Origin of the sequence: Maribacter ulvicola (genome assembly GCF_900155985.1) — a bacterium.
Taxonomy (GTDB): Bacteria; Bacteroidota; Bacteroidia; order Flavobacteriales; family Flavobacteriaceae; genus Maribacter; species Maribacter ulvicola.
In genome coordinates, this window is record NZ_FTMA01000001.1 from 1,577,233 (window position 1) to 1,603,392 (window position 26,160).

Consider the following 26,160-nt stretch of genomic DNA (forward strand, 5'->3'; position numbering starts at 1 on the left):
CCTTTGCTAGTTTTTTGGATTAGATTTCTTTTCGGTCACATTTAATTTACCAACAATAAGTAATCCCATAACACTTAGTACAACCCAGAATATATCAATAAAAAGAATTTGGTAATAGCCTTTTGTATAGCATACCCAAATCCAGTTGCCGGTACAAACACCGTTAACAATAGGAATTGTTAGACCAATAATACTTCCGGAGAGTAGGGTGTATTTATTGGTAAAATAATTGTTCTTTTTTAGAATGAACAAGAAGGTTAAGATTAACCAACCAATAAAGTAAAACTTATACAACAAACTCATTCCCGCAGGGTTAATTACTTGCACTAGAACAAATGAAAGTGCGGTTATTGGGTAAAGACTTAAGCAAATGGCTAAATAATAGCGAACCACAGCTTCGTTGAACTTCTTTTTCTTGGGTGGTATGTTTTTCTTATTTCTTGCCGTAAGCCAAATGAGTACTCCGCTTAATATTACAAAGCATCCTATTAACCCTAATATAAAGGAGATGATGCGTAATCCGTATCCACCGTAATCACCTAAATGAAGCCTGTAAAATATTCCCTTTACAGCATCTAAATACGATGTTTTTTTAGTAGGATCTTTAACACTGTGAATGCTATTGTTAGCAGCATTGAATATGGTGTAACCGTATCCATTAATTTTATCCTTATAATCTACATTTCCGCTTACCGATACATGCATACCTGTATCTCCATAATTGAAAATATGCACTTCATTAACTTTAAACCCGTTCCAGTTGTCTTTCACCTGTTGTACCAATGCGTTAATGCTTACAGTATTTTCTAATGGCGTATTTTGAAATTCAAATTCTGGATGTGAGTATTCTAGATCTTGGTACAGTTTTTTATTGTCTCCATCGTATAACGCCAAAACTGCTGGTGCAACTAAAAGTGCTTTCAACATAAAGAAAGTTCCTGTAACGGCATAAACGAATTGAAACGGAAAGCCGATTACCCCCAATGCCGTATGCGCATCTGTCCATACTGTTTTTAGCTTGGCCATAGGTCTAAAAACATAAAAATTAGAAATAATTTTATCCCAATGAACTATAATACCTGTAATTAAGGCGAAGAGGAAAAAGAAAGCAACAAAACCTGATAAATAATACCCGAAAGGGTGAGGTAGCTGAGCAAAGAAATGTAGCCTATATAAAAATTCGCCTAAAGAATATGAGCTTACATAATCTGTGGTAGTTTTGTCTTTCGTATTCAGATAGTAAAAAGAACGAGCAGCTTTTTCTTTAGAAAGTAGGGTGTCTTTAGATGCGCCTAAATTCACTCCAATATGCTGCTCGTTATAATAATGCTTAAACTCAATATCTCTGCTATAAAGATTTTTATCGTTAGACATTTCTAGAAACGTCTTATCAAAATCTAACTGTATTTCATCTGGAGTTTCTACGGTATGCCCACGTTCCCAATTTGCAATTTCGTCTCTAAAAAATGCAAATGAACCTGTAAAAAATATAATGTATAGGGCAACACTTATAACAATGCCACTGACCGTGTGTAAATGAAACAAAATATTGTACGTTCTTTTACTCATTATAAAAGTGGGTTTAATGTTTTACCATAGAATATGATTATTGCGAGAATAATGGATGACAGGATATAAATAGCCCAAATTTTCCAACCATTTTTAGCAAGAAATGCTACGATCATTAAACCGCACCAAAGTATGATAGCACTATAGGTGCTAGTGATAATTACATTTAAATGATTAAACCAACTTGCAATGGCCAAATGAAATAGAGTAGAAACCATAAAACCGCCTAGAAAGGCTGCGGTTATTTTAGAAAAACGTGGCCAGAAAGACGCGTTTAGATATTTTGTGTTAGCGGGCATATTAAAATAATAAAAATTCTACTAGGAAAATGAATAAAGCGGTGGGTATAATAGTTTTATAGGTGATGAGATGCAATGGTTGTAAAAGAATAACTAAGCTTGCTATGGTCATTAAATTGATTAAAAAAGTAAAAACACCTGAACCCCAACCAAATTGGTATATAGTTAGGGAACAGGTAAAAAGTAGCAAGATAAAACCTAAAGAATTTGCTAGAATACTTTGTTGTTGGCACCAGTTTTCAATTTTTAAATGTGTAGGTATCTTTTGTCTTTTTGTGGTGGCATAACAAAAATAAAAACCTGTAAAAGTTAATAGAAGAATAAGGGTGATCATTGGTTATGGTTAATTGTTAATACAATAAGTGGCACAATGCCAGGTAAACTCATAGTCTTTACCATTATAAATACCGGGAATACGTTCTTCGTAAATTGTTTCCATGGTATATTTGGTATTCCAAGGCAATGAAAAGCTTATTTCGCCATTTTGATCTGTCTCTAGCGTTTTACTCCACAAGTCTGAAACATATATTTTAAACTCATTTTTAGCCAACGGTTTGCCTTTGAAGAGTACTTGAAGTTTTATTTTATCAGGAGTATTTGCCAGTTCTTTAATGACAATACCATCTTCATTCAGGGTTTTTGTATCATTTGTTTTATTGCCAACCTGAACCATTGCGGTAGATTGGTAATGTGTTTTGAAAATACCAAAATCCCATTTAGTATAATCCAGGACTTCAATATTGTCATTGTTTAAAGCAACTGTATATGTTCCATTGGTTTTTGGGGTAAAGTGGGCTACATAAAAGTTTTCTTTTGGTGTGGTCTTTAATACTGATTTTGTGCCATCTGGATGAATAACCCACAAATTGAACTTTGAAACAGATGGGTAGCTTTCTCCTTTTACTTTTTCAATGACCCCATGGGTATATTCACCAAAATAGACCCTAACCTCCTGTTTTTTCTCTAATTTACCCGTACGGGCTGTTTCAAGCCATAGGTAATGGGCAAACATTGGCGATACGGTAAATACCAATAAGGCGAGTGTAATGATTATTCTTTTCATAATTTTTTTATTTTAAGGTTACACCCTCAGTAAAACTGAGGGATAACCCATTGGAACTAACTCAACAAAAATTGTTTATAATACTCTTAGAAATTATAGGTTACTGTTACCCTACCATTGATGCCTGGCTCAGATTGCCAGTATATGTATGCTTTGCTAATAGAGCCAGAATATAGATATTTGTCTAAAAGGTTATTGACATTTAATTGTATTCTCAACTTATTATTACTCCAAGACAAGGCACTATCTAACCTAAAATAGTCTGGCAAAAAAGAATTGTTGTCCGCTCCCAATGACCAAGTAGAACGGTCTATTTGATATTGATAACCTAATGAACCACCAAAGCCTTGTAATTTAGAGTCGTCAGCGAATTTGTAATTTAACCAACCATTGGTAACGTGCTTTGCATGCCCAGATATGCGTTGACCAATATTTTCTGGATCGGTATCCTCTGTAATTTCAACATGGGTATTGGCGTAGTTCAGAATAACATTTAATTCTGGAGTAATTTCGCCTTGTACATCGAACTCTATACCTTTAGATTGTATTTCTCCCAATTGTACAGAGAAATTGGGGTTCTCAGGATCGGAAACCAACACGTTTTGTTTGGTAATTTGGTAGGCACCTAAAGATGTTCTTAATCTGCCATTGAAAAAGCTCTTTTTTAAACCTCCTTCTATATCATTTGCGTCTACAGGATCAAAAGCTTCTCCGGTGAAACTAACACCACTCTGCCCAATGAATGAACGATCGTATAGTCCGTATGCGGTTAAGGTGGGTAGTATATCTACACTAAGACCAATACGCGGGGTAATCTTTGAATCTGTTTCGTCTTTACCTCTTGTGAACAGGTGAGTGTATCTCCCTGCAAGTGTTAAGCGGGCCCTGTCATTGAAAAAACCAATTTCATCTTGTAGGTATAAGGAGCGGTTGATATTACCGTAAATATAATTGTCATCTCTATATTGAACAGGAACAGACTTGTTGAATACGGGGAATTCAGTGTTACCGTATACGGGATTGTAAATATTAAAGGGCTGTTCAATGTCTATTAGTCCACGCTGCCCAAAATCTGCCCTATACTCCTTTTGGCTATAATCAAATCCACCCAGTAATTTGTGATTGATACTACCAGTTTTTAATGCTCCCGAAATATAACTTTGTACATATTTCCCAACGGATAAAGCATCCCAATTTGTGACCATTCTAACGGCATCGCCATTCTCTTCTATAGACCCTATCCAACTAGAGTTTCCTTCTTGATTATAACGAATGGAAGCAAATTTAGTTTCCCAGCTCCAATCATTATTGAAATCATGTTTAATGGTAGATAGAAAAGTAACCTCCTGTATGTCTGATGCAGGGTAATTGGTGTCGGTAAATTTAAAGTCTCTGTCCAAACTACCAAATTCATCACCTTTAGGTGCAAAAACATAAGCAGCACCCATATAGCTTTCTGCTTGTTGAACGTTCAATTCTGTGGTTATAGATGTTTTCTGAGACAGTTTATAGGTAAGGGCGGGAGCAAAACCATAGCGCTCAGCGTCTTCATTTCCTCTATGGCTATCAGATGTTTGGTACATAGCGTTAAAACGGTATAATAATTTTCCATTTTCGGTCGCTTTGCCACCAAGATCTAATGTTGCACGGTAATTGTCAAAACTACCCGCTATCAAAGATACTTGACGTATGGTTTTCTCAGTTGGTTTTTTGGTTACCACATTGTAGAACCCGCCAGGTTCACCGGCAGACATCATAAAGCCTGCTGGTCCTTTTACAAATTCTATTTGGTCTACAAATGCCATATCTTCAGATAATGGTCCCCATGAATCTTGCACGTTAAAACCATTTCTAAAGGCGGGCAATCTAAAACCTCTCATATGTACCCTAGCAAAGTTGCCCCAGTGGTTTAGCATTGTAACACCAGATACGTTTCTAATGACGCCATCCATAATGCTGGTTGCTTGTTGGTCTTGGAGTAGCTCGCTACTTATAATTTGTATGTTTTGTGGAAGTTTGGCTACTTCTGTTTTAAGGCGCAATGAAGAAGAGGGTGTTTTAACGGCATATTTATTATGATGCCCTTTAACGACTACTTCGTTCAATTGTTCACTTTTTTCTGGTAACGAAATTGTGTGTAGAACAGTTACTTCATTTGCCGCTACGATTGCTTTAATTTGTTTGGTGTCATGACCCATAATGGAGAATGTTAGGGTGTATGTTCCTGTGGCAAGATTTGTGATTTCAAATTTACCTTTAGCATTGGTTGTGGTGCCTAAACTGGTATGGGAAATGGTAATGTTTACATTTGATAACGGATTATTATTTTGGTCAATAACCAGGCCGGACACGCCACCAGACTGCGCATACGTGAAAGCTGAGCATAGTAGTAAGAGTAGTGCGGAGTAAAGATTCTTCATGAAATATTTGTTATTTTTAATTAGTCTAAATAAGTTTGATGCAAATTTAGGACCTTGTCTTGGATAAGAAATGACGTGAAATGGTAAAAAAAAGACGCAGTTTTACAGATACGCAGAGGGTTGACTTATCTGGGTCAAAAGAAAAATTGTATAGTGAAATTGCAGATTGTATTAAGGTAGATAAAGACGATGTCCTAGAACACAAGGTGTATCGTATAAAGGAACGTTATGGCCAAGGCACTATAGATGAAATTGAGTTTGAAGATGTCATCATAACAACATTATTTTTAAGGCTGAAGGCGGATGTGGTCTTAAAACAAAAACTAATGGTAGATTTTGTACAACTTGCCTTTTTGATAGAAGGGGAACGTGTAGTATCTGTTGCCAATTGTGAGGATATTTTTCTTGCCAACGGTGATTCTTATATGGCGAATATTAAATCGTTTCATGGTACATCTAAGATTACCGGAAATAAAACCTACAAAGAAATTAAGGTGAGACTGTCTGCTGCATTTTTGTCCAAACACGGTTTCATCAATGGTCTTAAGTTAAAGGGGCTTGTAGATGATAATTTGGTAATGCCCATTACCAATGAAATGATGGCAATTTTAGAATCGTTTGAAAAATTAAACTATGAAGGAACAGCAAGACTTATTTTTTTAAAGGCGAAGGTTTTTGAAATGTTGGCAATTCAAGTATCTAACTACAAAAATGAGCATCATAAAAATACGCTCCAAAACAAACATAGTATAAAAAAACTACTGTGTATTCAGAAGCGAATTAATGAAAATTTAGGAGTTAATTATTCCGTGGCGGATCTGGCTAAAGAGGTTGGTATGAACAAAACGGTATTGAATAGGGAGTTTTTGAGGATATTTGGCCTTACCGTTCATGAATATAGCATCAATAAAAAAATAGAAAAAGCAAAGTACCTGTTGTTAAATACAGATATGCCCATTTACGAAATTGCTGAGCTGATCGGTTATAAGAATGCCACTCATTTCTCTGCCGCGTTCAAACGCCAAGAAGGGACTACACCTAAAAAGTTCAAAACCAGTGTTTCATTACTTTGAATATACTAGTTGATCAAAGAGACGCCAATACCCAATGTAGTTTGGCGGTGGTTATAGTCAATTAAGGTTTCTCCATATCCGTCAAAAAATTGTACTAGGCCATTGAAGTTTTTGTAAATAGGAAAGGACCAGTTCAATTGTAAACTCCCTCTACTTTTATCCCCTAAATTTAGGGAATGCCGCGCAATAGCCCTAAATCGTTGTCTGCCTAAATCATAGGTAACATCGGCTTCACCACGCCCTATATAATCAGAAATATTCTCGTTATCGTCAATTTTACTTCCTAAACGTAACCATGGTTTTAGCATTACCTGCCAATTGCCACGCTCAAAACCGGCATGAAGGGCAATGCGGTTCCAACTTCTAGAAATAGGGTCAGACTGTCCGTTAGATTCATGAATAATAGAAATACCTACCATTTTTGCATCAAATCCAAAAATTGGAAATTTAATTGGAAAATTGGCTATAATTTCTGGCTTGTAATTTAATTCACGAAAAGGTCTTGATCGCTCCGTGTTATAAATTTGCCAATAGGCCGTCTGCGAATAGCCCATCCAAAGATCCATGTGACCATTGAACATATTATGAAAGATCTTGGTTTTTAAGCTGACCTGAAATTTTGCTTCTACAGCATTTAGGCTATTAGGTTCGTCTAGAACTTTATCTGAATTTTCAGCAACGGGGTATTCATTTGGATTTGTAGAGTATTTAGCAGCTGTGATGTAAATTGGTTTATATGAGGAAAGTATAAACGTGCCACGGTGGTGTTCATCGTCTAACTCCCACAATTGGGTCAAGCTCTTACTGTTGTTGAAGTACCAATTATCATCATCATCATCATCACCATTATTTTGAGAGAAAGAGGTTGTAATGGTAATAATGGATAGCGCAAATAGTAAGCTTATTGTTTTTAATGGCATAGTTGAATCTTGAAAAGACAAAATTATATCTTTGATAAGAATTTATAAACGTATTTGCGTGATATATTAATGCAATTAAAATAGTTATGAAGCCAGCAGAGGATTACATTTTTAATCAACCGGAACCGTACAGAGGAATTTTAATGCATTTACAGATGATGATCGAAACCACTTTGCCAGAGGTTGAACTGAAATTTAAATGGAATATTCCCTGCTTTTATATGGGAAAATCTCCTATTTGTTATTTGAATGCATCGCACAAAAAGCAGTTTGTAGATATCGCTTTTTGGAACTCTGCTCATCTTACAAAACATTTGAACGTACTAATTTCTGAAAACAGAAAAGTAGTACGTTCATTACGTTATAGTACCCTTGAAGATATTGATAACGATATTCTGGTAGATGTTTTACAGGATGCTTTTGCTGTTCGTAAAAATGGGTTTTATAAGCAAAATGACTTAAATTAAAACTCATTAACAACAGCTCTCAACGCCACTAGATCTGTCAATAGCTTTTTCATCAATCCTAGATCCAACATATTGGCACCGTCACTCTTTGCATTGGCACAATCAAAATGTGTTTCAATGAAGAGTCCGTCGACACCTGCAGCAACACCTGCACGTGCCATAGTACCAATTAAAGCCGGTCTACCACCCGTTACGCCAGAAGTCTGGTTTGGTTGTTGTAAAGAATGTGTTACATCTAAAACCACGGGCGCAAATTGCTTCATGGTAGGTACGCCTCTAAAATCTACGATCATATCTTGGTAACCGAACATGGTTCCACGATCGGTTATGATCGCTTGCTCGTTTCCTGTTTCGCTAACTTTATTTACGGCATGCTTCATACTTTCAGGACTCATAAACTGTCCTTTTTTAATATTGACCGTTTTTCCCGTTTCAGCGGCCGCAACTATTAAATCTGTTTGGCGGGCTAAAAATGCAGGTATTTGAAGAACATCTACATACTCAGCAGCCATGGTGGCATCTTGTTCTGTATGTATATCGGTAACTGTTGGTACCTTAAAGGTTTCTGAAACTTTACGTAAAATCTTCAATGCTTTTTCATCTCCAATACCCGTAAATGAATCTAACCTACTACGGTTTGCTTTTTTAAAACTTCCTTTAAATACATAAGGGATTTTAAGCTCGTCAGTTAGGGTAATGATATGTTCTGCAATGCGCATAGCCATGTCTTCACCTTCAATGGCACAGGGTCCGGAAAGAAGAAAAAAATTAGTACTGTCCGTATGTTTTATTTGAGGTATAAGAGATAAGTTCATTCGTCGAATATTTTTAAACAAAGATACTATTTTAAGAAGCTTACTGTTCTATTAGAACACGATTATCGAAACCCCAAATCGAAATGAAAATCAATTCCTCTTTAATTATTTTATGGCTCTTATTATTTGCTTGCAATGCGCATGCCCAATTTGGTAAAAATTGTGAACTGAGACAGGTGAAAATCAATCTTATAAATCCTGGGGTGGAATATGAAATGGCACTAGGTACCAATACCACTTTAGATATTAAAGCGGGAATTCAAGTAGCTTTAGATCCTCTTCTGCCAAATGTGTATAGTGAATTTGGAGTGTTTCCTGCTGTTGCCGGTCAATATCGTTACTACTATAATTTTGAAAAACGTCAGCGTAAAAGAAAACAGATCTATGGTAACTCTGCAAATTATGTAGCACCTGCGGTGGCTGTCTTCTTTCCGGGTTCACGAACTATTGCCAATGAGAATGTAGAAGGTGCTTTTGGTTATGCCGGTTTGGTGACAGGCATTCAGCGCAGTTATGATTCTGGTTTTAACTTTTCGGTAGATATTGGTGCGGCGTATTATGACGGGCAATTTGAAGGCGGAATTTATCCGGTGGCCAATTTAAGTATTGGTTTTATCATTAGTGAAAAAAGATGGTGCATAGGTCGTTAATAATGTATTAATTTTCTTAATATTTCTATAAATCAAGTGCTTACCTTTCTTTAATCATGTAGTTTTAGTTGTAACATCAATCTAACTACATGAAAAAAATTACACTGATTCTTCTATTTTTATCGGTAACGGCAGCACATACCCAAATTAGGAATTTCTCGGAAAAAGGCAACGGACTTGTTAATCTAGAGCGGCATCAATTTACCATCAACTTACTGGGGCCGGGTATTAGATATGAACTGGGGCTTTTTAAAAATCTTAGTGCATCAACTAGTTTTACACCAGCTTTTGCAAGATACCAAGAAGGCTTTGCATTGGGCTATGCCTGGCATACCAGAATTAGATATTACCATAATTTTCAGGAACGATTAGATAGTAATAAGAATGTGGTTGGCAACTCTGCAAACTATATTGGTCCTGCGCGTAGTGTTTTCTGGGAACCGGTTCAATTTACCGATAATATCAATGACGGAAATACAGATTATGCTTTTGCGTTTTATGGCGCAGTATACGGTTTACAACGTACCAATAGAAAGGGATTCAGTATTAATGCCGAAGTAGGGTATGGCTATTTTGACTCCAAAACTCTAGATAGTGGTCATGGCTTTCTGATAAATTTAAATTTTGGATGGGTAGCTACAAAAAGAAAATCTACCAAACCTACTTTTGATTAACATGGTCTGATGTTTGTTGTATTTCAGAATAATCAAACCAAACTACATCATGAAAAAAATAATTTTTCTATCCGTTATTCTTTTATCTGTTTTCAATATAACGGCACAATCTGGGAAATTAGTAGAAGACGGACTCTTTAAGGTCAATGCGTTGTTGCCTGGCGTTTCTTATGAGGTGGGAGTAGGCGAGAGAACTGCTATAAACGCAGAGGCTATTATAGGTTTTGCACTAAGAGGAACTTCTAATGTAGAAACCGAATTTGGATTGTATCTAGGTTTTGCAGCAGATTTTTGATATTATAATAATTTTGATAGAAGACATAAAAAGGGAAAGAACATTACAGGCAACACTGGTAACTACTTCAGTTTTTTAAATCAATTTCAATTTAGAACCCCCATTATTGGTGATTTGGATTACGCATCAGATTACTATTATAACGCTGCGTTAGTATATGGTTTACAGCGTACTTACAAGAAGGGATTCTATTTTAGCTTGGCTTTTGGGCCAGGTGTTTTTGTAAATGAGTTCAGTACAGATATGGGCATTTTAATAGGTGCTAGACTAGGTTGGGTGGTCAATGGTAGAAAAAAGCGGTGATTTTATCACGGAACTCTCTCAATATCAATAAGATAAAAATAACATAACTTTAAGTGTCGCTATTGTTATTTAAAGTATCTTTGCACGCTTAAATAAGACCATTTATGTCCACTACTACAAAGAATATTGCGATTATTGCGCACGTTGACCACGGTAAAACCACCTTGGTAGACAAAATAATGTACCACTGTAGCTTATTTCGTGAGAATGAGAATACAGGTGATTTAATTTTGGATAATAACGATCTGGAAAGAGAACGTGGTATTACCATTACTTCCAAGAACGTTTCCGTTATATATAAGGATACTAAGATAAATATTATAGATACCCCTGGTCACGCCGATTTTGGTGGTGAAGTTGAACGTGTATTGAACATGGCAGATGGTGTGTTGCTATTGGTAGATGCTTTTGAGGGACCTATGCCACAAACACGTTTTGTACTTCAAAAAGCGATCGATCTTGGTTTAAAACCTTGCTTGGTAATCAATAAAGTTGATAAGGAAAACTGTACTCCAGAAGAAGTACATGAAAAAGTTTTCGATTTAATGTTTGAGCTAGGTGCTGAAGAATGGCAGTTAGACTTCCCTACAGTATACGGTTCTGCAAAGAACAACTGGATGAGCGAAGATTGGAAAAACGAAACAGAGAACATTGAGCCATTATTAGATATGGTTATTGAGCATATTCCTACTTTTGAACCAAAAGAAGGGAACACTCAAATGTTGATTACATCTTTAGATTTCTCTTCATTTACCGGTAGAATTGCTATAGGTAGATTACAAAGAGGTTCCTTAAAAGAAAATCAACAAATTTCTTTGGTTAAACGCGATGGTTCTATCGTAAAATCAAAAATCAAAGAATTGTACGTTTTTGAAGGTCTTGGCCGTAAGAAAGTACAAGAAGTTGAAACGGGAGATATCTGTGCACTAGTTGGTGTTGAAGGTTTTGAAATTGGTGATACGGTTGCTGATTTTGAAAATCCTGAAGCATTGAAGACCATTGCAATTGATGAGCCTACTATGAGCATGTTGTTTACGATCAACGATAGTCCGTTCTTTGGTAAAGATGGTAAGTTCGTTACCTCTCGTCATATCAATGACAGACTTCAGAAAGAATTGGAAAAGAACTTGGCGTTACGTGTAAACGAAACAGATAGTGCAGATAAGTTTTTAGTATTTGGTCGTGGTGTATTACACCTTTCGGTTTTAATAGAAACTATGCGTCGTGAAGGATACGAATTGCAAATTGGTCAGCCACAAGTAATCATCAAAGAGATCGATGGTGTAAAATGTGAGCCGGTTGAAGCTTTAACTATAGATTTACCAGAAACTGTCTCAGGTAAAGCTGTTGAAATGGTTTCTATGCGTAAGGGTGAAATGACCAGTATGGAGGCTAAAGGTGAACGTATGATTTGTGAGTTTATAATTCCTTCTAGAGGTATTATAGGTCTTCGTAACCAATTGTTGACTGCTACGGCTGGTGAGGCTATTATGGCACACCGTTTCTTGGAATACCAACCTATGAAAGGAGATATTCCACAAAGACAAAATGGTTCTTTGGTTTCTATGGAAACAGGTAAGGCAATTCCTTATTCTATTGATAAGTTACAAGATAGAGGTAAGTTCTTTGTTGATCCGGGCGAAGATATCTACGAAGGTCAGGTTATTGGTGAGAACTCTCGTGGAGACGACATGACGGTGAACATTACTAAAACCAAAAAATTATCTAACGTACGTTCTTCTGGTGCAGATGATAAAGCTAAGATTGTTCCTGCAATCAAGTTTTCATTAGAAGAGGCATTAGAGTATATTCAGAAAGATGAGTATGTTGAGGTTACTCCAAAGCATTTGCGTCTGCGTAAAATCTACTTAACGGAGAATGACCGTAAGCGTAATAAAATAGCATAAGTAGTAATTCCTTTTTAGGCACATTTGTACTCGATAATGGAGATATAAATGCTTAGACGCTTGTGTGGAAATATTAATTATGTTTTCAATTCAATATTTTACAGGTCTGCCACAAGGATCTCTGCTTTAAAATGTTAAAGCCACCTTATTAAGGTGGCTTTTTTAATGAAACACAATTTCTGCCAAATTTTTAACTAACGCAATTGCACATTATTGGGTTGTTTTAGTTGAAATTAAGGAGTGTTTACTAAGAAAAACGCAAAATTTTAAGATAGATATTCGCACTTCCTTAATAATGTATTCATCTAATAGTTTTCTTCGTTTCTAGGCTGAATTTTATCTAATTTAAAGTAGAATTTAAAATCAACTCAAACGAATACTATTATGCAACTAAAAGGAAAAAATGTACTCATTACCGGAGGTACCCGTGGTATTGGAAAATGTATGGTTCAGTACCTAATTACACATGGTGTAAGCCATATAGCGGTAATTGCTCGTGATAAAAAAAATCTCAAAGATCTTTCATTAGAATACCCAGAGGTCAACTTTATCAGAATTGCGGGAGATATTGCAAATATTCAAGTTTTACGTGATGCTGCGGCGCGCATAGAAGATAAGTGGGGTCATCTAGATATATTGATCAATAATGCAGGTATCGTTGCTGCCGGTCCTTTAGAAGATATACAAGATGAAGATTTATACGATCAAGTTGCGGTAAATTTAACGGCGGTAATGTTGTTGACTAAATATTGTATTCCTCTTTTAAAATTCTCTGAAGAAGCTTACATTTTAAATATTTCATCAGGGTTAGGTTTAATTGGGATGCCTTTCTATGCGGTCTATGGTAGTACTAAGGCGGCTATTCGTCAGTTTTCAGATTCTATGAGACGAGAATTAGCGCCTTTTAGTGTATCCGTTACCTGTGCTTTTCCAACAGCTACCGATACTGAAATGATGCAAAAATTTAAAGGAAGAAAAATGGATGCGCCTGAGTATGTCGCTGAGCGATCTTTAGAAGGGTTATTTAATAAAGAGATTCAAGTTATTTTTGGAGGAGAAGAACGACTGATTGAAAATACGTTGAATTTTGAGGCACCAGAAGAATTGGACAAGAAGGTGGCCCAGAATTATGAGGAAAGGAAAACGGCCAGTTTGGATCATAAGGCCGTATAGTCTTAACTGGGAAATCAACAAACGGAAAACAGCTATGAAATTATTTTACAAACTTTCACTTTTATCAGTATTTGCAGTTATTATATCGTGTAAAGAAACTCCAAAATCAATTAATATGGCTACTGAAGATGTAGTTGCTGAAACCAATGTCATCTCTTATCCAGATTCTTGGGTGAATTCACGAGTAGAAAAAGCGAAAGAAAGATTGCATACTTCTGTAGCAGGAAAGATTATTTGGAAGGCGATGGAAGCTCATGGAGGTTTGGATACTTGGTTTGCAAACGGACCCATTACTTTTCGTTTCAACTATCAACCTTTAAATGGTAAAACGGCAAGGGATAGTTACCAAACTGTAGACACGTGGAAAAATAGGTCTGTACATACAAGTGCAACTGATAGTACTGCCAAATTTGGTTGGACAGGTGAACAAGCTTGGATGAAGGCTAAAGACAGTACAGCCTTTGCCTATGACACTAAATTCTGGGCGTTAACACCATTGTGGTTTGTTGGTCATCCGTTTGTGTTGAGTGGGGAAGGAGTCAATCTGGAACTGTTAAAACCTACCACTTTTAAAGAGAAAGAGTATGCTGTTGTTAAAGTTACTTTTGATGCCGGTACCGGTGATGCGCCAGATGATTATTATATTCTGTATGTGAATAAGGAAACTAGCAAAATAGCAGTAATGAGATACATTGTTTCGTATCCTGAATATTTTAAGGATGGAGGTCATGCTCCAGAAAAATTCACCGAATTTATTGGAGAGCAAGTGGTAGATGGTATTACCATGCCAGGCGGATTTAAAACCTACTGGACGGAGAAAGACAACCAGCCGGGAGAATACATTACCAAAATTGATTTCACCAATGTATCTTTTAATTTAGAGTTACCAAAAGGCTTTTTCAATGCTCCAGAGGGTGCTCAAATTTTAAACTAATTGATGTCTGTTAGGCACCATAAAAAAATCCCAAAGTTCTCTTTGGGATTTTTTTTATGATTTATGACAATGCTTTACGGCTTACTTTTTTTGTATTGTGCTGCAACGGCTGCGCCTATAATACCAGCATGATTTTGAAGTTTTGCGGGTATTACCTTGGTGTCGATTTTAATTTTCGATTTAAACTCATCAAAATCTTTTGAAGCACCACCGCCAAGAATAATTAAATCTGGAGAAACGATCAGTTCAACATATTCTAAAAATGTGTTGAATCTTTTGCCCCACTTCTTGTATGATAGTCCTTCACGATCTTTTGCAGACCCGGCTGTCCACTTTTCAATTTTAGAATATCCTTTATACGGAATTTGGCCTAGTTCAAAATTAGGAATTAATCTGCCATCTAAAAATGCACCGCTACCTAAACCGGTCCCTATGGTAATCATGACTACAAGCCCTTTTTTTCCTTTACCAATTCCATAATTCATAGTAGCATAACCAGCAGCATCTGCATCGTTAATAACGGTAAAATCGAGTCCGGTTTTCTTTTCCAATAATTGCTCTACATTAACACCTAACCAGCTTTTATCAAGATTGCCCGTGGCTTTACAGACTCCGTTCTTAATTATAGTAGGAAAGCCACAGCCCACTTTGCCCTTGTAGTCAAAGTGATCCACAATTTTAGCAATAACATCGGTCATTGCTTCTGGTGTTCTTGGTATGGGAGTGGGTATTCGAAAACGTTCAGAAATCATTTCTCCGGTTTCAGAATTAACTAACGCTCCTTTAATTCCAGAGCCACCTACATCAATACCAAGTAAAGTCATTTTATATTTTGTTATGAATTACAAAGAAACGAAAAAGATTCGGCTCTTTGAAGTGAGATTGCCCGCAGACCGTTTTGTTGAATACAATTGCTAAACTCAAGGCATAAAAAAAGGACCTTTTTTAGGTCCTTTGTGTCTTTTTACTATTCTGGCATAAGTAAATCTGTAATCGTACTTACTTGAATTTCTTCATCATCTTCATCTAATTCAGAATCTACCGTAAAAGTAATAGTGAACTGACTGCCAACAAACTTTTCACTGGTTAAATCATATTTTTCACTTACTTCCTTGGTTACCTTCGTAAATTCCGTGTTGTAACCTTCATCATCAGAAAATACATAAGCGCCGTCAATATAACCCTCGTAAGTACCATTCATGGTACTGGTTTCTTGCCCAAAAGAAGTAATAGAAGAAACGGCTACGAACAATACAATAAAAAGTGATTTCATTTTTTTTTCTGTTTAAGTTTTTAACGATTTTTTTTTGTCCGGCTTTCAAACTTTTTATGGCTTGAAAAGTTGATACAAATGAAATCTAATTTGTTGAATAACGATTAATTTTATCATTTTATTATGATAGTTTTCTTTAATTATAAATAACTGTAGGTCAGTTGGCTGCTTTTATTTTGTGCTAATAAAATATTTCTCCATTAAAGTATATGATGGCTATTGAATAGTTGTGAGGGTGGTAAGCTAAGGTGTGTTGTAATAAAAAATCGGATAAGCTCTAAGATCAAGACTTAAACTTGGTCTGTAATTTTTCTACAGTAGCTGAAGAATTTCTAAAAAGGGACGGTAAATTGGTATGCCCAATTAGCTTGCCAAACGGATTATATTAATTTAAAAACAGTACCAATATAGTTAGGGTGGTATAAGATGGTATTACCAGTTTAAAAATGGTGCGGATTTGATTTGGATTGTGACACCTACGCCAAATATGGAACAAATAGCGCATATGGTAAATAGAATTATAGCCGTAGTGCCTAATGCAAAGTGGGTCTATCATAATTCTCCCTCCTTTAACTGAATCTTAACTTTTCGTGGTTAGGCGTATGAGGAAATGCTTACAGAAAGAGAAAACATGGCAGAATACGATAGAGATAATTTAATGGACGAAGCCTATGATACCTCGGCATTAGCATTCCGTGCAGATTTGAAGATTAGAAGTTTTCAAGTAGATGGAGCAAGGGGAGCTGGTATTTTCCAGCACTTGATGATATCACCTACTTATTATACTACAGTGTTGCAGATGAGTGATTTAACCTAAGATTGTTTGGTGTGCGGAAAGTATTAAATCAAAGTTAAATATTTTTACATATCAAAGCACTTGCTTAGTTTTGTAATGTAATTAGAGTTCATGGCACGTAAAAAACAATATAACGAAACTGAAGTCATAGAAAAGGCCATGCGCCTGTTCTGGCGCAATGGCTATGAAAGTACATCGGTTCGTATGTTGGAAAAGGAAATGGGTATCAACCAATTCTCTATCTATGCCAGTTTTAAGAATAAAGAGGGGGTGTTTTTAGAAAGTATTAAACTGTATAATGCTCAAATTAAATCCATCACCAATACCTTAGAAAAATCTAATAATGGGGTACAGGGTATTAAAGAATATTTTCTTGATTTTTTGGACTTCTCCAGAGAGGGCGCAATTTTTAAGGGATGCCTGGTAACCAATACGGTGAATGAAATAAAAGAAGATACTAATCCTGTTATCATGGCGGCATTAAAACGTTTTTCTTTAACTATTAGGGCATTGTTTGTAAGGAATCTAAAACAAGACGACCAAAGGGATGTACAAGCAATAGAAGCTCAGGCAGACTATTTAATGAACGCGCTGTTAGGCTTGTCTATTTCTTCTAAAGTATTTAATGAAGAGCAATTAAAAGCCATTATTAAAATTACGTTTTTACACTTATAACATTTTTTTTAATCAATAACTAAGCAGTTGCTTAGTTTTAACATAACTATAATAATTACTAAAAAGACAACTATTATGACAACTTTAAAAATACACGACATTGCATCTGCACCAGAGGATAGCAAAGCATTATTAGAAAATTCTAACAAAGCTTATGGAATGATTCCGGGGCTTCACGGTGTTTTAGCATCATCTCCACAAATTCTACAAGCATACCAAACCTTACATGAATTATTTACTCAATCTTCATTTAACGAAGAGGAGTTGACAGTGGTTTGGCAAACAATAAACGTAGAGCATGCATGTCATTACTGTGTGCCGGCACATACAGGTATTGCTAAAATGATGAAGATTGATGACAATATTACTGAGGCTTTGCGTAATGAGACGCCTTTGGCAGATGCAAAACTAGAAGCACTACGTACGTTTACTTTGAGTATGGTTCGTAACCGGGGTAACGTAAGTCAAGAAGATTTAGATTCCTTTTATGCCGCTGGTTATGGTGAAGCACAAGTATTGGATATTATTTTAGGATTATCCCAGAAGGTAATTAGTAACTATACAAACCATATTGCAAATACTCCGGTAGATGACGCTTTCAAAAAATTTGAATGGTCTAAATAAGTTGGATTCCCGGTTCCCCCGTTGAAACCTTGGGTTGAGTGTGATAAGCCTCCTGCTTTTGGGCAGAAGGCTTATAATTAACAAAACCCTAATACAAATTAATGGGCTAAATAAATTGTAATTAGTATGTTGTAGTAGACTATCCTTAATGACAGCTTCGAACCAAATGCAGTATTCAATTAAGGACTCTTGAACTAAAACACTTAAAATCTAAGAAATGAAAAAAATAGCAATAAATGGAATGGGGCGCATAGGTCGCGCTTCTTTAAAAGTAATTTTGGATACTCCAGAGTTAGACTTAGTAGCGGTAAATGATATTGTATCTATTGAAAATATAGCTTATTTATTAAAGTATGATTCGGTTTATGGTATTTATGAAAAAGAAGTTTCTCATGATGAAGGAAACTTGATTATAGACGGAAAAAAAATTCAATACAACTCGCAGCGCAACCCTGAAGATTTACCTTGGGCAGCACACAAAATTGATGTAGTTGTTGAAAGTACCGGTTTCTTTACCAAGAGTGAAGATGCCAAAAAACATATTAAGGCAGGTGCCAAATCGGTAATTATATCCGCTCCAACAAAGAGTGAAGATATACCAACGGTAGTACATGGTGTAAATACCGATGCCGGAGAAACCAATATTTTCTCCTGTGCCAGTTGTACTACCAATAATATTAGTCCCGTGGTAGAAGTATTGGGGCGTAGGGTAGGAATTAAAAAAGCGATTATGACCACGGTACACGCCTATACCGCATCTCAAGGCATTGTAGATGCGCCTTCTCCAAAGAATATGAGAATGGGTCGTGCAGGTGCGGCCAATATTGTTCCTACATCAACAGGTGCGGCAATTGCAACGACCAAAGCGTTACCAGAATTTGCCGGTAAGTTTGATGGTGTTGCGCTACGTGTACCAATTCCGGTAGGATCAATGTCAGATTTAACTTTTGTTACAGAACGCGAAGTAACTCCCGAAGAAATTAATGCAATATTTAAGGAAGAAGCGGCAACGGAAAGGTATAAAAATATTTTGGACACTACAGATCAGCCTTTGGTTTCATCGGATATTGTAAAGAATCCGCATGCATCTACTGTTGATTTGGGTATGACCAGAGTGGTAGATGGAGATTTGTTAAAAGTGATGACCTGGTATGATAATGAATGGGGATTCACCAATCAAATGATCCGTCAAATTTTAGCAGAAAACTAAATTAAATGAGGTAGTTAATCTTGATTTATAAGAATAGTTATCTTTTTTCATCAACTTAAAAAACGTATAAAATGATTAAAGTATCCGTAATGTACCCGAACAGCGAAGGTGTAAAGTTCGATGCAGAGTATTATAAAAACACACACTTGCCAATGGTTCAAAAACTAGTGGGCAGTGCATTGAAAGAATTGGAATTGGATTTGGGTGTTGGCGGTAGAGCGCCAGGTGAGGCTGCGCCATACATAGCCATTGCTCATTTAAAGTTTGACGATGTGGCTTCTTTTCAAGCAGCCTTTGGACCACATGCGGCAACTTTTGCAGATGATGTAAAGAATTATACCAATGTACAGGGTCAAATTCAGATTAGCGACTTGGTATCCTTCTAAACCAATTGTAAATCAGTATAATTAGATTCCTGGTAATTGGTGTTAATTAGCAGTTGAAATAATGCATATGGAACATACAGATGTATCTATTGATAAATTGGCACAACAGTGTTTCCGTGCGGTTTTTAGAACACATACGGATAAACCTGGTTTTCATTATTTTAATTTAGGAAAGAATAGAACACCGTTAGAATTTAGAACTATACTAACGGAGCTAAAAAGGGAACTGTCAAAATTGAGCGAAACTAACTTTGGTAAAAAATTAAGTTACCATTGGTTGGTACGTTTTGATCAGCAGGTAAATACTCCTTTTCATGTAGATAATGCAGCACATCAATCTTTTCTTCTACTAGGTTACGAGCCTAGCGTAATAGAGAGTGAATTGCATATTGCGGATTATCATGCATTTGCAAAAGAAAATGATAGGGGGTCAAAAGAGTATATAACCAATTTCACTCCGGTATTTAAAGGGAACGAATCACTTTTGGAGCCATTTACAACGAAATTAAAGGCCTTTGATAAAGAAGCATATCACATTGTGATCATGAATAACAGTTCCCCTACGCTGCCGGCAGAAACCTTAGGCGTATATCATAAGGCGGTTATTGTGGAGCAGGATCTTAATAAAAATAGGATCGTGAATTCCATGGTGTTGAACATGTCATCCGAAGAAAGAAATAGTGAAGATTTAACAAGAGAAGAGAACTATCTAAATACTATTGCTATTAGTAAATAATAGTAGCGGGAATTTAGTAGTGACAAAAACATATGGACCGTTAAGAAAATAACTATGAGTAAAAACATAAAAATAGATATCGTATCTGATGTAGTATGCCCGTGGTGTGCTATAGGGTACAAACGTTTGGAGAAAGCAATTACGGAACTTGGGATTCAAGATCAAGTGGAGATCGAATGGCAACCGTTTGAACTGAACCCTGGTATGCCGCCGGAAGGACAAAATATAACCGAGCATATTTCAGAGAAATATGGTTCTACCCTAGAGCAACAACAAGCGTCTCAACAGAACATGACCGAGATAGGCGAGGAGCTTGGTTTTACATTCGATTATTTTGATGAAATGCGTATGGCTAATACATTCGATGCACATGTATTATTAGAATATGCTAAAGAATTTGACAAGCAGACCGAACTGAAATTACGATTGATGAATTCGTTTTTTGGTGAGCGAAAAGATGTATCTGACAGAGATATATTAAAAGAAGCTTTACTAGCTGTAGGGTTAAATGCAGACGAAGCTTTGGCTAGGTTAGAAAATGAAGAAGCACGTTTTAACGTAAGAAACAAACAAGGCGAGTGGAAAAATATGGGGGTCAATTCTGTACCTACTATTGTATTTAACATGAAAAGTGCGGTTACCGGAGCACAGCCTGTTGATACTTTTAAACAAATACTTGGAGAACTCATTGCGGAGAAATAACATATAAACCTGTCTATTATGAATACTACAAATAAAGGTGAACTAGATGCACTATTAGCCGTAAAACGTCATGAAGCAGCAGCGAAATTTACTAAAGAGAAAAAGCAGATTTATGCAGAGGGTATTTCAAGTGTTTCCGGATCGGGAGTATTGGAAAATGCATTGAATAAAGGTCAAAAAACACCTAATTTCACTTTAAAAAATGCCTTGGGAAAATGGGTTTTGTTATATGATGAGTTAAAAAACGGACCAGTAGTTTTAACGTGGTATAGAGGTGGTTGGTGTCCGTATTGTAACATTACACTACACTATTTACAAGAAAAATTACCTCAAATTCAAAAAGCGGGTGCCACCTTGATCGCGCTTACACCAGAGTTGCCAGATAATTCTTTATCCACCTCAGAAAAGAACAACTTAGAATTTACCGTGCTTAGTGATGTTGGTAATGTGGTTGGTAAAAAATTTGGAGTAGTTTATACCTTAACTGACGATGTAGCTTCTATGTACGAAGCTGGCTTTGGTTTAAGTGAAGTAAATGGTGACCATCATAATGAACTGCCATTAGCTGCAACTTACGTGATAGATACCAACGCGGTAGTACAATTTGCATTTTTAAATGCCGATTATACAGAGAGAGCGGAAGTATCAGAAATAGTATCGGTTTTAAACACATTAGCGTAAAAACCACCTAATCAATTAATTATCAATAAATATGAAAACAAACAAAATCATTTATTACGTTGCCACGGGTATTTTTACCTTGGTAATGCTATTCTCTGCAGGAATGTATTTTTTTAATCATGAATATATAAAAGCGGCATTTACCAGTTTGGGCTACCCAACCTATTTAATTTATCCGTATGCTACGGCTAAGTTGGTAGGGCTGTTTGCCATTTGGAATCCTAAGTTTCATGTGATAAAAGAATGGGCGTATGCTGCATTTTTCTTTGCGGTTACTTTAGCATTCTTTGCTCATGTTATGGTAAGCGATGGCGAACAAATGGCAGCTGTAATTGCTTGGGTAGCACTGGTGGTTTCTTATATTTATAGTAAAAGGATATAAAATCAAGAACCTAAAAGAAGCACTATGAATACTACAACTAAACATGAAAATTCAAAAGCGATACGACCTAAAGTGTCGTTCTTTGATGTTAACGAAACGCTTTTAGATCTTACCAAAGTTCAAAAGAAAGTAGGTGAAGCTTTAGGCGGAAGAGAAGATTTACTTTTCCTTTGGTTTACGACCATGTTGCAGTATTCATTAGTGACTTCGGCTAGTGACCAATACAAACCTTTTGGACATATTGGTGCTGCCGCATTACAGATGGTAGCGGCAAATCATGGTATAAAATTAACGGAGGAATACGCCCGTGAAACCATTTCTGTGGCCATGGGTAGTTTGCCGGCCCACCCAGAAGTAAAAGCCGCACTTACCCAATTGAAAAATGACGGATACAAATTAGTAGCCTTCACCAATTCATCTAAAGACGGATTAATAAAGCAATTTGAATATGCCGGATTAACCGATTACTTTGATGATATGCGTAGCGTAGAGGGAACAGGCAAGTTCAAACCCTTTACGGAAACCTATGCATGGGGAGCAAAACAAATGGGAGTAGAACTCCAGGAATGTATGCTCATTGCAGCCCATGGTTGGGATGTTGCCGGGGCGCTGTGGGCAGGTTGGCGCGCAGCGTTTATTAGTAGACCTGGGCAACAGGAATACCCGTTAGCGCCAAGAACAGAAATTGTAGCGTCTAACTTAAAAAAAGCAGCAGATATTTTGGTGGCCTACAGCTAAACAAACCGATTATGTCAATTTTTAATTAAAAACATTTTAGGCATCTCCTATATTAAAGAACATTATTTGTTGCCCTAATTGCTACGCGCTAACTTCTTGTTGGAAAGAGAAAGTCCCAAAGACCTTATTCGTTTAAAAGATGAATATAATTCTAAGTAATTGATTTGTATATAGGTAAGAGAGTTGTAAATAAAAATGTAAACAAAGGTTCAGTACCTTTAAGTGACAAGGAAAAATCTAGAACAAAGGTAGCGAATGCGCCAAGGTAAATGGCAATGTGAAGAGCATAGATCGACGCGTTTAGCATTTATGTGAACAAAGAGTGCGAAAATTTAAAAGAGAAAGCTTCTAGTCTATCTAAAGTTATGAAAACACCGCCCAATAGGCATAGTGATAAAAAGAACAAGAAGACACTTTTAGATACTTTAGAAAAAGCGCGTACCAAGTAGAACGGTACTTTGACGAACACATCGCAAGCCATAGGTAAATTACAATTATTACATGACGTTGCCACTGAGGTGGTAAAAGCTTTAAAAGTAGTTGTCTCCCTTAATTCATTTGATGTAATCAATAATCAAATATTTTATAAACTTGGGTAACTATTGAGTTTTATAGATTATTGTATCTTTCTTTGTTACAAGCTCAATTACACATATTTGTGAGTTACCACCAATTATAAAAGACGACACCAAAACAAATAAACGAACAGACAAAAAGAAATGCCATTTACATTTTCACACCCATCAATAGTTTTACCGTTGACATTTTTGCCTCGAAAATGGTTCTCGTTGACTGGACTTGTAATCGGCAGTTTGACACCTGATTTTGAGTATTTTTTAAGAATGAGAATTAAGAGCAATTACAGCCATTCAATAGACGGACTTTTTTGGTTCGACTTGCCTCTTGGACTTCTACTTGCGTTTATGTTTCACAATATTGTTCGTGACAGTCTATTCGACAACTTGCCGACCTTTTTAAAATCACGATTTTCAACTTTTAAACAGTTTGACTGGAACGAACATTTTAAAAGAAATTGGTTTGTAGTCTTAATTTCAATTTTGATTGGAGCCGCTTCTCACATTTTCTGGGACAGTTTTACTCACGACCACGGTTATTTTGTGCAGACAATTCCGACATTACAAAACTCGATTGACTTTTTAGGCAGACAAATTCCAATCCTGAAAATATTGCAACACAGTTCGACTTTACTCGGTGGACTTGTAATTGCCTTTGCCATTTTTAAACTGCCGACAAACAAGAGCGAAAACGAAAAAATAAATCTAAAATATTGGGTAATTTTAGCAGGACTTACTTTGACAATTATTGCAGTAAGACTTCTAAGCGGACTTGAATTGAAACAATACGGAAACGTGATAGTGACAGCAATTTCCGCTGGACTTATTTCATTAACAATAACGCCTTTGCTGATAAAGAAAAATGAAAAAACTGGTGGTAACAAAGAACTGAGGTAAAAAACAAATAAATTCTTCCTTAATCTGAGACAATAGTATTCTAGGCTCATAGATTCAAAAAACAGATTCTTGAGCTTTTTTTATGCCAAGTTAAAAGCTGAACCTAAATTTTAGGTGCAGTAGAAAAAGGTTTTTTGCGTATTGAACCATACTTTTTATAAATAATGGTAAGGCAAGTTTTCCCGCCCCGCTTTTCGGGCGTTTGTTCTCGAATTTTAGGTACTTCTTGAGATTATAGGTGATCGCGGACAGGTGCATGACCTTGTTCGCCTGTGCGAGTCCGATCGTATTTATTTTTCGCATTCCCATGAACTGGGTCAAGGTGCCGAATACCGTACTTTAACGCTTACCCTTCATATAGTGCCCCTGTGGACTCACCAGTAAAACCGAAAGATCTGTGTATATTTATAATGTCGCTAAATCTTAAGGATTTAGCTTTGGAAAAGAAAAAATAAAACTAAACAATAAGCTCTAGCTAAGTCGCCAGTCATAAATGAAAAGTTTCTTTACTTATGCACTACACTTAGCCAGAACATTGTGCAGCATTAAAAAACTATAAATTAAATTTTAAAAATGAGAATAATAGTATTGATAATAGGGCTATTTGGATTACAAGTAATTAACGGTCAAACACCTGAGCATATTTTAAAAAACTATAATTTAATCTGGAGTGATGATTTTAATGGCACTACTATAGATTCTCTAAAATGGAGTTATAGGGCTACCGGAAGTAAGCGTCAGTTCGGTATTGTTAAAGAAGAGAACTCATATTTGGATGGTAACGGAAAATTAATCATTGAAGTATCAAAAAACGATTCCATCCATCAAATTGGGCAAATTGGCACACAAGACAAGTTTTTAACGAAATATGGATATTTTGAATGTAGCGCAAAAATGAATAAAGAGCTTGGTCCTCATGTGGCTTTCTGGCTTCAATCACCATATATCCAAAAAGAGAAAAATAATCCAAAAAAATATGGAACCGAAATAGATATATTTGAGTATCATACTAATGGAGGTACTAATTATGTCTATCATAACTTACATTGGAATGGTTATGGAGAACATCATAAAAGTGTAGGTGAAAAAATACAGATAGATCATATTGATGAGGGGTTTCATACATTTGGACTTGAATGGACAAAAGACGAGTATATTTTTTATGTAGACGGTAAGGAAACCTGGAGAACGACTGAAGCAATATCTCATATCGCCGAATACATCATCCTAAGTGCAGAATTAAGTGGCTGGGGAGGTGATTTTGCAAAATCAAATTTCCCTGATCAAGTTATTTTCGATTATGTGAAAGTATATAAAAAAGCGGCCAATTGAGCAGGCAGCCATGAGTGCTAAAAAGCCCCGTATGTCTCTTACATCACCGTACGTACGGGGTTTGTGACGGTGGTTCGTTATATCAGAACTTTATGTTAAGTTAGTACAAAGACATACGCTGACAACTCCTTTTCTTAGGTGGTTTTCAGTAATAGAAGCACCTGGTATAGGGTTTGGACAATTGCTCACCGTCCCATTGGTGTTCTGTTCCAAGCATACACTTGATCCTGTTTTTTTCCTAAACCAATGAAATTTTACGTTTGCACCTTGGTTTCTTCTTGTGTCCTATACAGTAAGATTGTTAATGGCGCATCCATTCCTTTATCATTCTATGAGCTTGTAACAAAACTTAAATAAGACCACCAAATCTATATACTTTTGACTTCCACCATAATTGCCTTTTATTTAATCTTAACGAAAATGTAGGGTCAGGAATTTCTTTACGCGTCTGTAAAAGTTATTCTCGGGTACATGATCGCTAAGTTGAAAAATGAAGAATAGTTTTTATCCTTAAGTCAAAAAAACAACTGTAACAATGATTGATTTTTTGCATTTGTCTTAGCGGCAATAAATATTGATATCCCATATCCC

At 36.2% G+C, this 26,160-nt stretch carries 29 protein-coding genes and 1 pseudogene; 21 read left to right on the forward strand and 9 right to left on the reverse strand.

Annotated elements, in window-relative coordinates; all coding sequences use genetic code 11:
• Positions 1-6: 6 nt before the first annotated feature.
• From BW936_RS06760 to BW936_RS06780, 4 genes are all read right to left on the reverse strand, one after another.
• On the reverse strand, positions 7-1,569 hold the full coding sequence (locus BW936_RS06760; RefSeq protein ID WP_076547549.1) for a PepSY-associated TM helix domain-containing protein: 1,563 nt from the start codon (positions 1,567-1,569) through the stop codon (positions 7-9).
• The gene (locus tag BW936_RS06765) at positions 1,569-1,868 is read right to left on the reverse strand and encodes a hypothetical protein (RefSeq protein ID WP_076547550.1); all 300 of its coding nucleotides are present in this window, start codon (positions 1,866-1,868) and stop codon (positions 1,569-1,571) included. Before BW936_RS06765 ends, BW936_RS06760 begins: the two co-directional genes overlap by 1 nt.
• Positions 1,869-2,211: 343 nt before the next feature.
• Positions 2,212-2,931 (reverse strand): DUF4198 domain-containing protein, encoded by a 720-nt coding sequence (locus BW936_RS06775; protein WP_076547554.1) that lies wholly within the window; start codon positions 2,929-2,931, stop codon positions 2,212-2,214.
• 86 nt (positions 2,932-3,017) lie between these two features.
• Positions 3,018-5,351 (reverse strand): TonB-dependent receptor, encoded by a 2,334-nt coding sequence (locus BW936_RS06780; RefSeq protein WP_076547556.1) that lies wholly within the window; start codon positions 5,349-5,351, stop codon positions 3,018-3,020.
• A gap of 80 nt (positions 5,352-5,431) precedes the next feature.
• Between BW936_RS06780 and BW936_RS06785 the strand changes: the two genes are divergently transcribed.
• A complete protein-coding gene (locus BW936_RS06785; protein WP_076547558.1) occupies positions 5,432-6,424 on the forward strand; it encodes a helix-turn-helix domain-containing protein in 993 nt (330 codons plus the stop codon).
• Positions 6,425-6,429: 5 nt separating this feature from the next.
• Here the strand turns inward: BW936_RS06785 and BW936_RS06790 are convergent, their stop codons facing one another.
• Positions 6,430-7,344: a phospholipase A gene (locus tag BW936_RS06790; RefSeq protein ID WP_076547560.1), complete on the reverse strand. Its 915-nt coding sequence runs from the start codon at positions 7,342-7,344 to the stop codon at positions 6,430-6,432.
• A gap of 86 nt (positions 7,345-7,430) precedes the next feature.
• On the opposite strand from BW936_RS06790, the gene BW936_RS06795 reads away from it, so the two are divergent.
• Positions 7,431-7,811 (forward strand): DUF1801 domain-containing protein, encoded by a 381-nt coding sequence (locus BW936_RS06795; RefSeq protein ID WP_076547562.1) that lies wholly within the window; start codon positions 7,431-7,433, stop codon positions 7,809-7,811.
• Here BW936_RS06795 and kdsA read toward each other — a convergent pair.
• Complete coding sequence (gene kdsA, locus BW936_RS06800) at positions 7,808-8,626, reverse strand: 3-deoxy-8-phosphooctulonate synthase (protein WP_076547566.1); 819 nt, start codon at positions 8,624-8,626, stop codon at positions 7,808-7,810. The genes BW936_RS06795 and kdsA overlap by 4 nt on opposite strands.
• An 83-nt stretch (positions 8,627-8,709) precedes the next feature.
• On the opposite strand from kdsA, the gene BW936_RS06805 reads away from it, so the two are divergent.
• The 7 genes from BW936_RS06805 (at position 8,710) to BW936_RS06835 (ending at position 14,562) form a co-directional block, all read left to right on the forward strand.
• Positions 8,710-9,276, forward strand: a complete 567-nt coding sequence (locus tag BW936_RS06805; protein ID WP_076547568.1) for a hypothetical protein — start codon at positions 8,710-8,712, stop codon at positions 9,274-9,276.
• An 89-nt stretch (positions 9,277-9,365) separates the two neighbouring features.
• Positions 9,366-9,950 (forward strand): hypothetical protein, encoded by a 585-nt coding sequence (locus tag BW936_RS06810; protein ID WP_076547569.1) that lies wholly within the window; start codon positions 9,366-9,368, stop codon positions 9,948-9,950.
• Positions 9,951-9,999: 49 nt separating this feature from the next.
• Positions 10,000-10,245 carry a hypothetical protein gene (locus BW936_RS06815; RefSeq protein ID WP_076547571.1) on the forward strand — a complete coding sequence of 82 codons (246 nt, stop codon included), beginning with the start codon at positions 10,000-10,002 and terminating at the stop codon, positions 10,243-10,245.
• A gap of 114 nt (positions 10,246-10,359) precedes the next feature.
• Positions 10,360-10,548 carry a hypothetical protein gene (locus BW936_RS06820; RefSeq protein ID WP_076547573.1) on the forward strand — a complete coding sequence of 63 codons (189 nt, stop codon included), beginning with the start codon at positions 10,360-10,362 and terminating at the stop codon, positions 10,546-10,548.
• A gap of 104 nt (positions 10,549-10,652) precedes the next feature.
• The gene (gene typA / locus BW936_RS06825) at positions 10,653-12,455 is read left to right on the forward strand and encodes a translational GTPase TypA (protein WP_076547576.1); all 1,803 of its coding nucleotides are present in this window, start codon (positions 10,653-10,655) and stop codon (positions 12,453-12,455) included.
• A gap of 384 nt (positions 12,456-12,839) precedes the next feature.
• Entirely contained in the window at positions 12,840-13,628 is a 789-nt protein-coding gene (locus BW936_RS06830; RefSeq protein ID WP_076547578.1) for an SDR family NAD(P)-dependent oxidoreductase, read from the forward strand.
• Between the two features lie 34 nt (positions 13,629-13,662).
• Complete coding sequence (locus BW936_RS06835; RefSeq protein ID WP_076547579.1) at positions 13,663-14,562, forward strand: DUF6503 family protein; 900 nt, start codon at positions 13,663-13,665, stop codon at positions 14,560-14,562.
• Positions 14,563-14,636: 74 nt separating this feature from the next.
• On the opposite strand, the gene ppgK is transcribed toward BW936_RS06835, so the two are convergent.
• Complete coding sequence (ppgK, locus tag BW936_RS06840; RefSeq protein WP_076547580.1) at positions 14,637-15,386, reverse strand: polyphosphate--glucose phosphotransferase; 750 nt, start codon at positions 15,384-15,386, stop codon at positions 14,637-14,639.
• 143 nt (positions 15,387-15,529) lie between these two features.
• Positions 15,530-15,835 (reverse strand): hypothetical protein, encoded by a 306-nt coding sequence (locus BW936_RS06845; protein ID WP_076547583.1) that lies wholly within the window; start codon positions 15,833-15,835, stop codon positions 15,530-15,532.
• A 610-nt stretch (positions 15,836-16,445) separates the two neighbouring features.
• On the opposite strand from BW936_RS06845, the gene BW936_RS20110 reads away from it, so the two are divergent.
• The 11 genes from BW936_RS20110 (at position 16,446) to BW936_RS06900 (ending at position 24,237) form a co-directional block, all read left to right on the forward strand.
• Entirely contained in the window at positions 16,446-16,652 is a 207-nt protein-coding gene (locus BW936_RS20110; RefSeq protein WP_076547585.1) for a hypothetical protein, read from the forward strand.
• Positions 16,653-16,742: 90 nt separating this feature from the next.
• Positions 16,743-17,306, forward strand: a complete 564-nt coding sequence (locus BW936_RS06855) for a TetR/AcrR family transcriptional regulator (protein ID WP_076547587.1) — start codon at positions 16,743-16,745, stop codon at positions 17,304-17,306.
• Between the two features lie 75 nt (positions 17,307-17,381).
• Entirely contained in the window at positions 17,382-17,930 is a 549-nt protein-coding gene (locus tag BW936_RS06860; protein ID WP_076547589.1) for a carboxymuconolactone decarboxylase family protein, read from the forward strand.
• Between the two features lie 217 nt (positions 17,931-18,147).
• Positions 18,148-19,140, forward strand: a complete 993-nt coding sequence (gap, locus tag BW936_RS06865) for a type I glyceraldehyde-3-phosphate dehydrogenase (RefSeq protein ID WP_076547591.1) — start codon at positions 18,148-18,150, stop codon at positions 19,138-19,140.
• A 71-nt stretch (positions 19,141-19,211) separates the two neighbouring features.
• The gene (locus BW936_RS06870; RefSeq protein WP_076547594.1) at positions 19,212-19,526 is read left to right on the forward strand and encodes an EthD family reductase; all 315 of its coding nucleotides are present in this window, start codon (positions 19,212-19,214) and stop codon (positions 19,524-19,526) included.
• 67 nt (positions 19,527-19,593) lie between these two features.
• Positions 19,594-20,262: a hypothetical protein gene (locus BW936_RS06875; protein WP_076547982.1), complete on the forward strand. Its 669-nt coding sequence runs from the start codon at positions 19,594-19,596 to the stop codon at positions 20,260-20,262.
• 54 nt (positions 20,263-20,316) lie between these two features.
• Entirely contained in the window at positions 20,317-20,964 is a 648-nt protein-coding gene (locus BW936_RS06880) for a DsbA family oxidoreductase (protein ID WP_076547596.1), read from the forward strand.
• Between the two features lie 18 nt (positions 20,965-20,982).
• The gene (locus BW936_RS06885; protein ID WP_076547598.1) at positions 20,983-21,645 is read left to right on the forward strand and encodes a peroxiredoxin-like family protein; all 663 of its coding nucleotides are present in this window, start codon (positions 20,983-20,985) and stop codon (positions 21,643-21,645) included.
• 31 nt (positions 21,646-21,676) lie between these two features.
• Positions 21,677-22,027, forward strand: coding sequence for a DoxX family protein (locus BW936_RS06890; protein ID WP_076547600.1), 351 nt, complete (start codon positions 21,677-21,679; stop codon positions 22,025-22,027).
• Positions 22,028-22,051: 24 nt separating this feature from the next.
• Complete coding sequence (locus BW936_RS06895) at positions 22,052-22,765, forward strand: haloacid dehalogenase type II (protein ID WP_076547602.1); 714 nt, start codon at positions 22,052-22,054, stop codon at positions 22,763-22,765.
• Positions 22,766-23,484: 719 nt separating this feature from the next.
• A complete protein-coding gene (locus BW936_RS06900) occupies positions 23,485-24,237 on the forward strand; it encodes a DUF4184 family protein (protein WP_076547603.1) in 753 nt (250 codons plus the stop codon).
• 90 nt (positions 24,238-24,327) lie between these two features.
• On the opposite strand, the pseudogene BW936_RS20220 reads toward BW936_RS06900, so the two are convergent.
• Positions 24,328-24,612: pseudogene (locus tag BW936_RS20220) on the reverse strand (IS1182 family transposase); the annotation flags it as partial.
• A 198-nt stretch (positions 24,613-24,810) separates the two neighbouring features.
• Here BW936_RS20220 and BW936_RS06910 point away from each other — a divergent pair.
• Positions 24,811-25,569 (forward strand): glycoside hydrolase family 16 protein, encoded by a 759-nt coding sequence (locus tag BW936_RS06910; RefSeq protein WP_076547604.1) that lies wholly within the window; start codon positions 24,811-24,813, stop codon positions 25,567-25,569.
• The last annotated feature ends 591 nt before the right edge of the window (positions 25,570-26,160 follow it).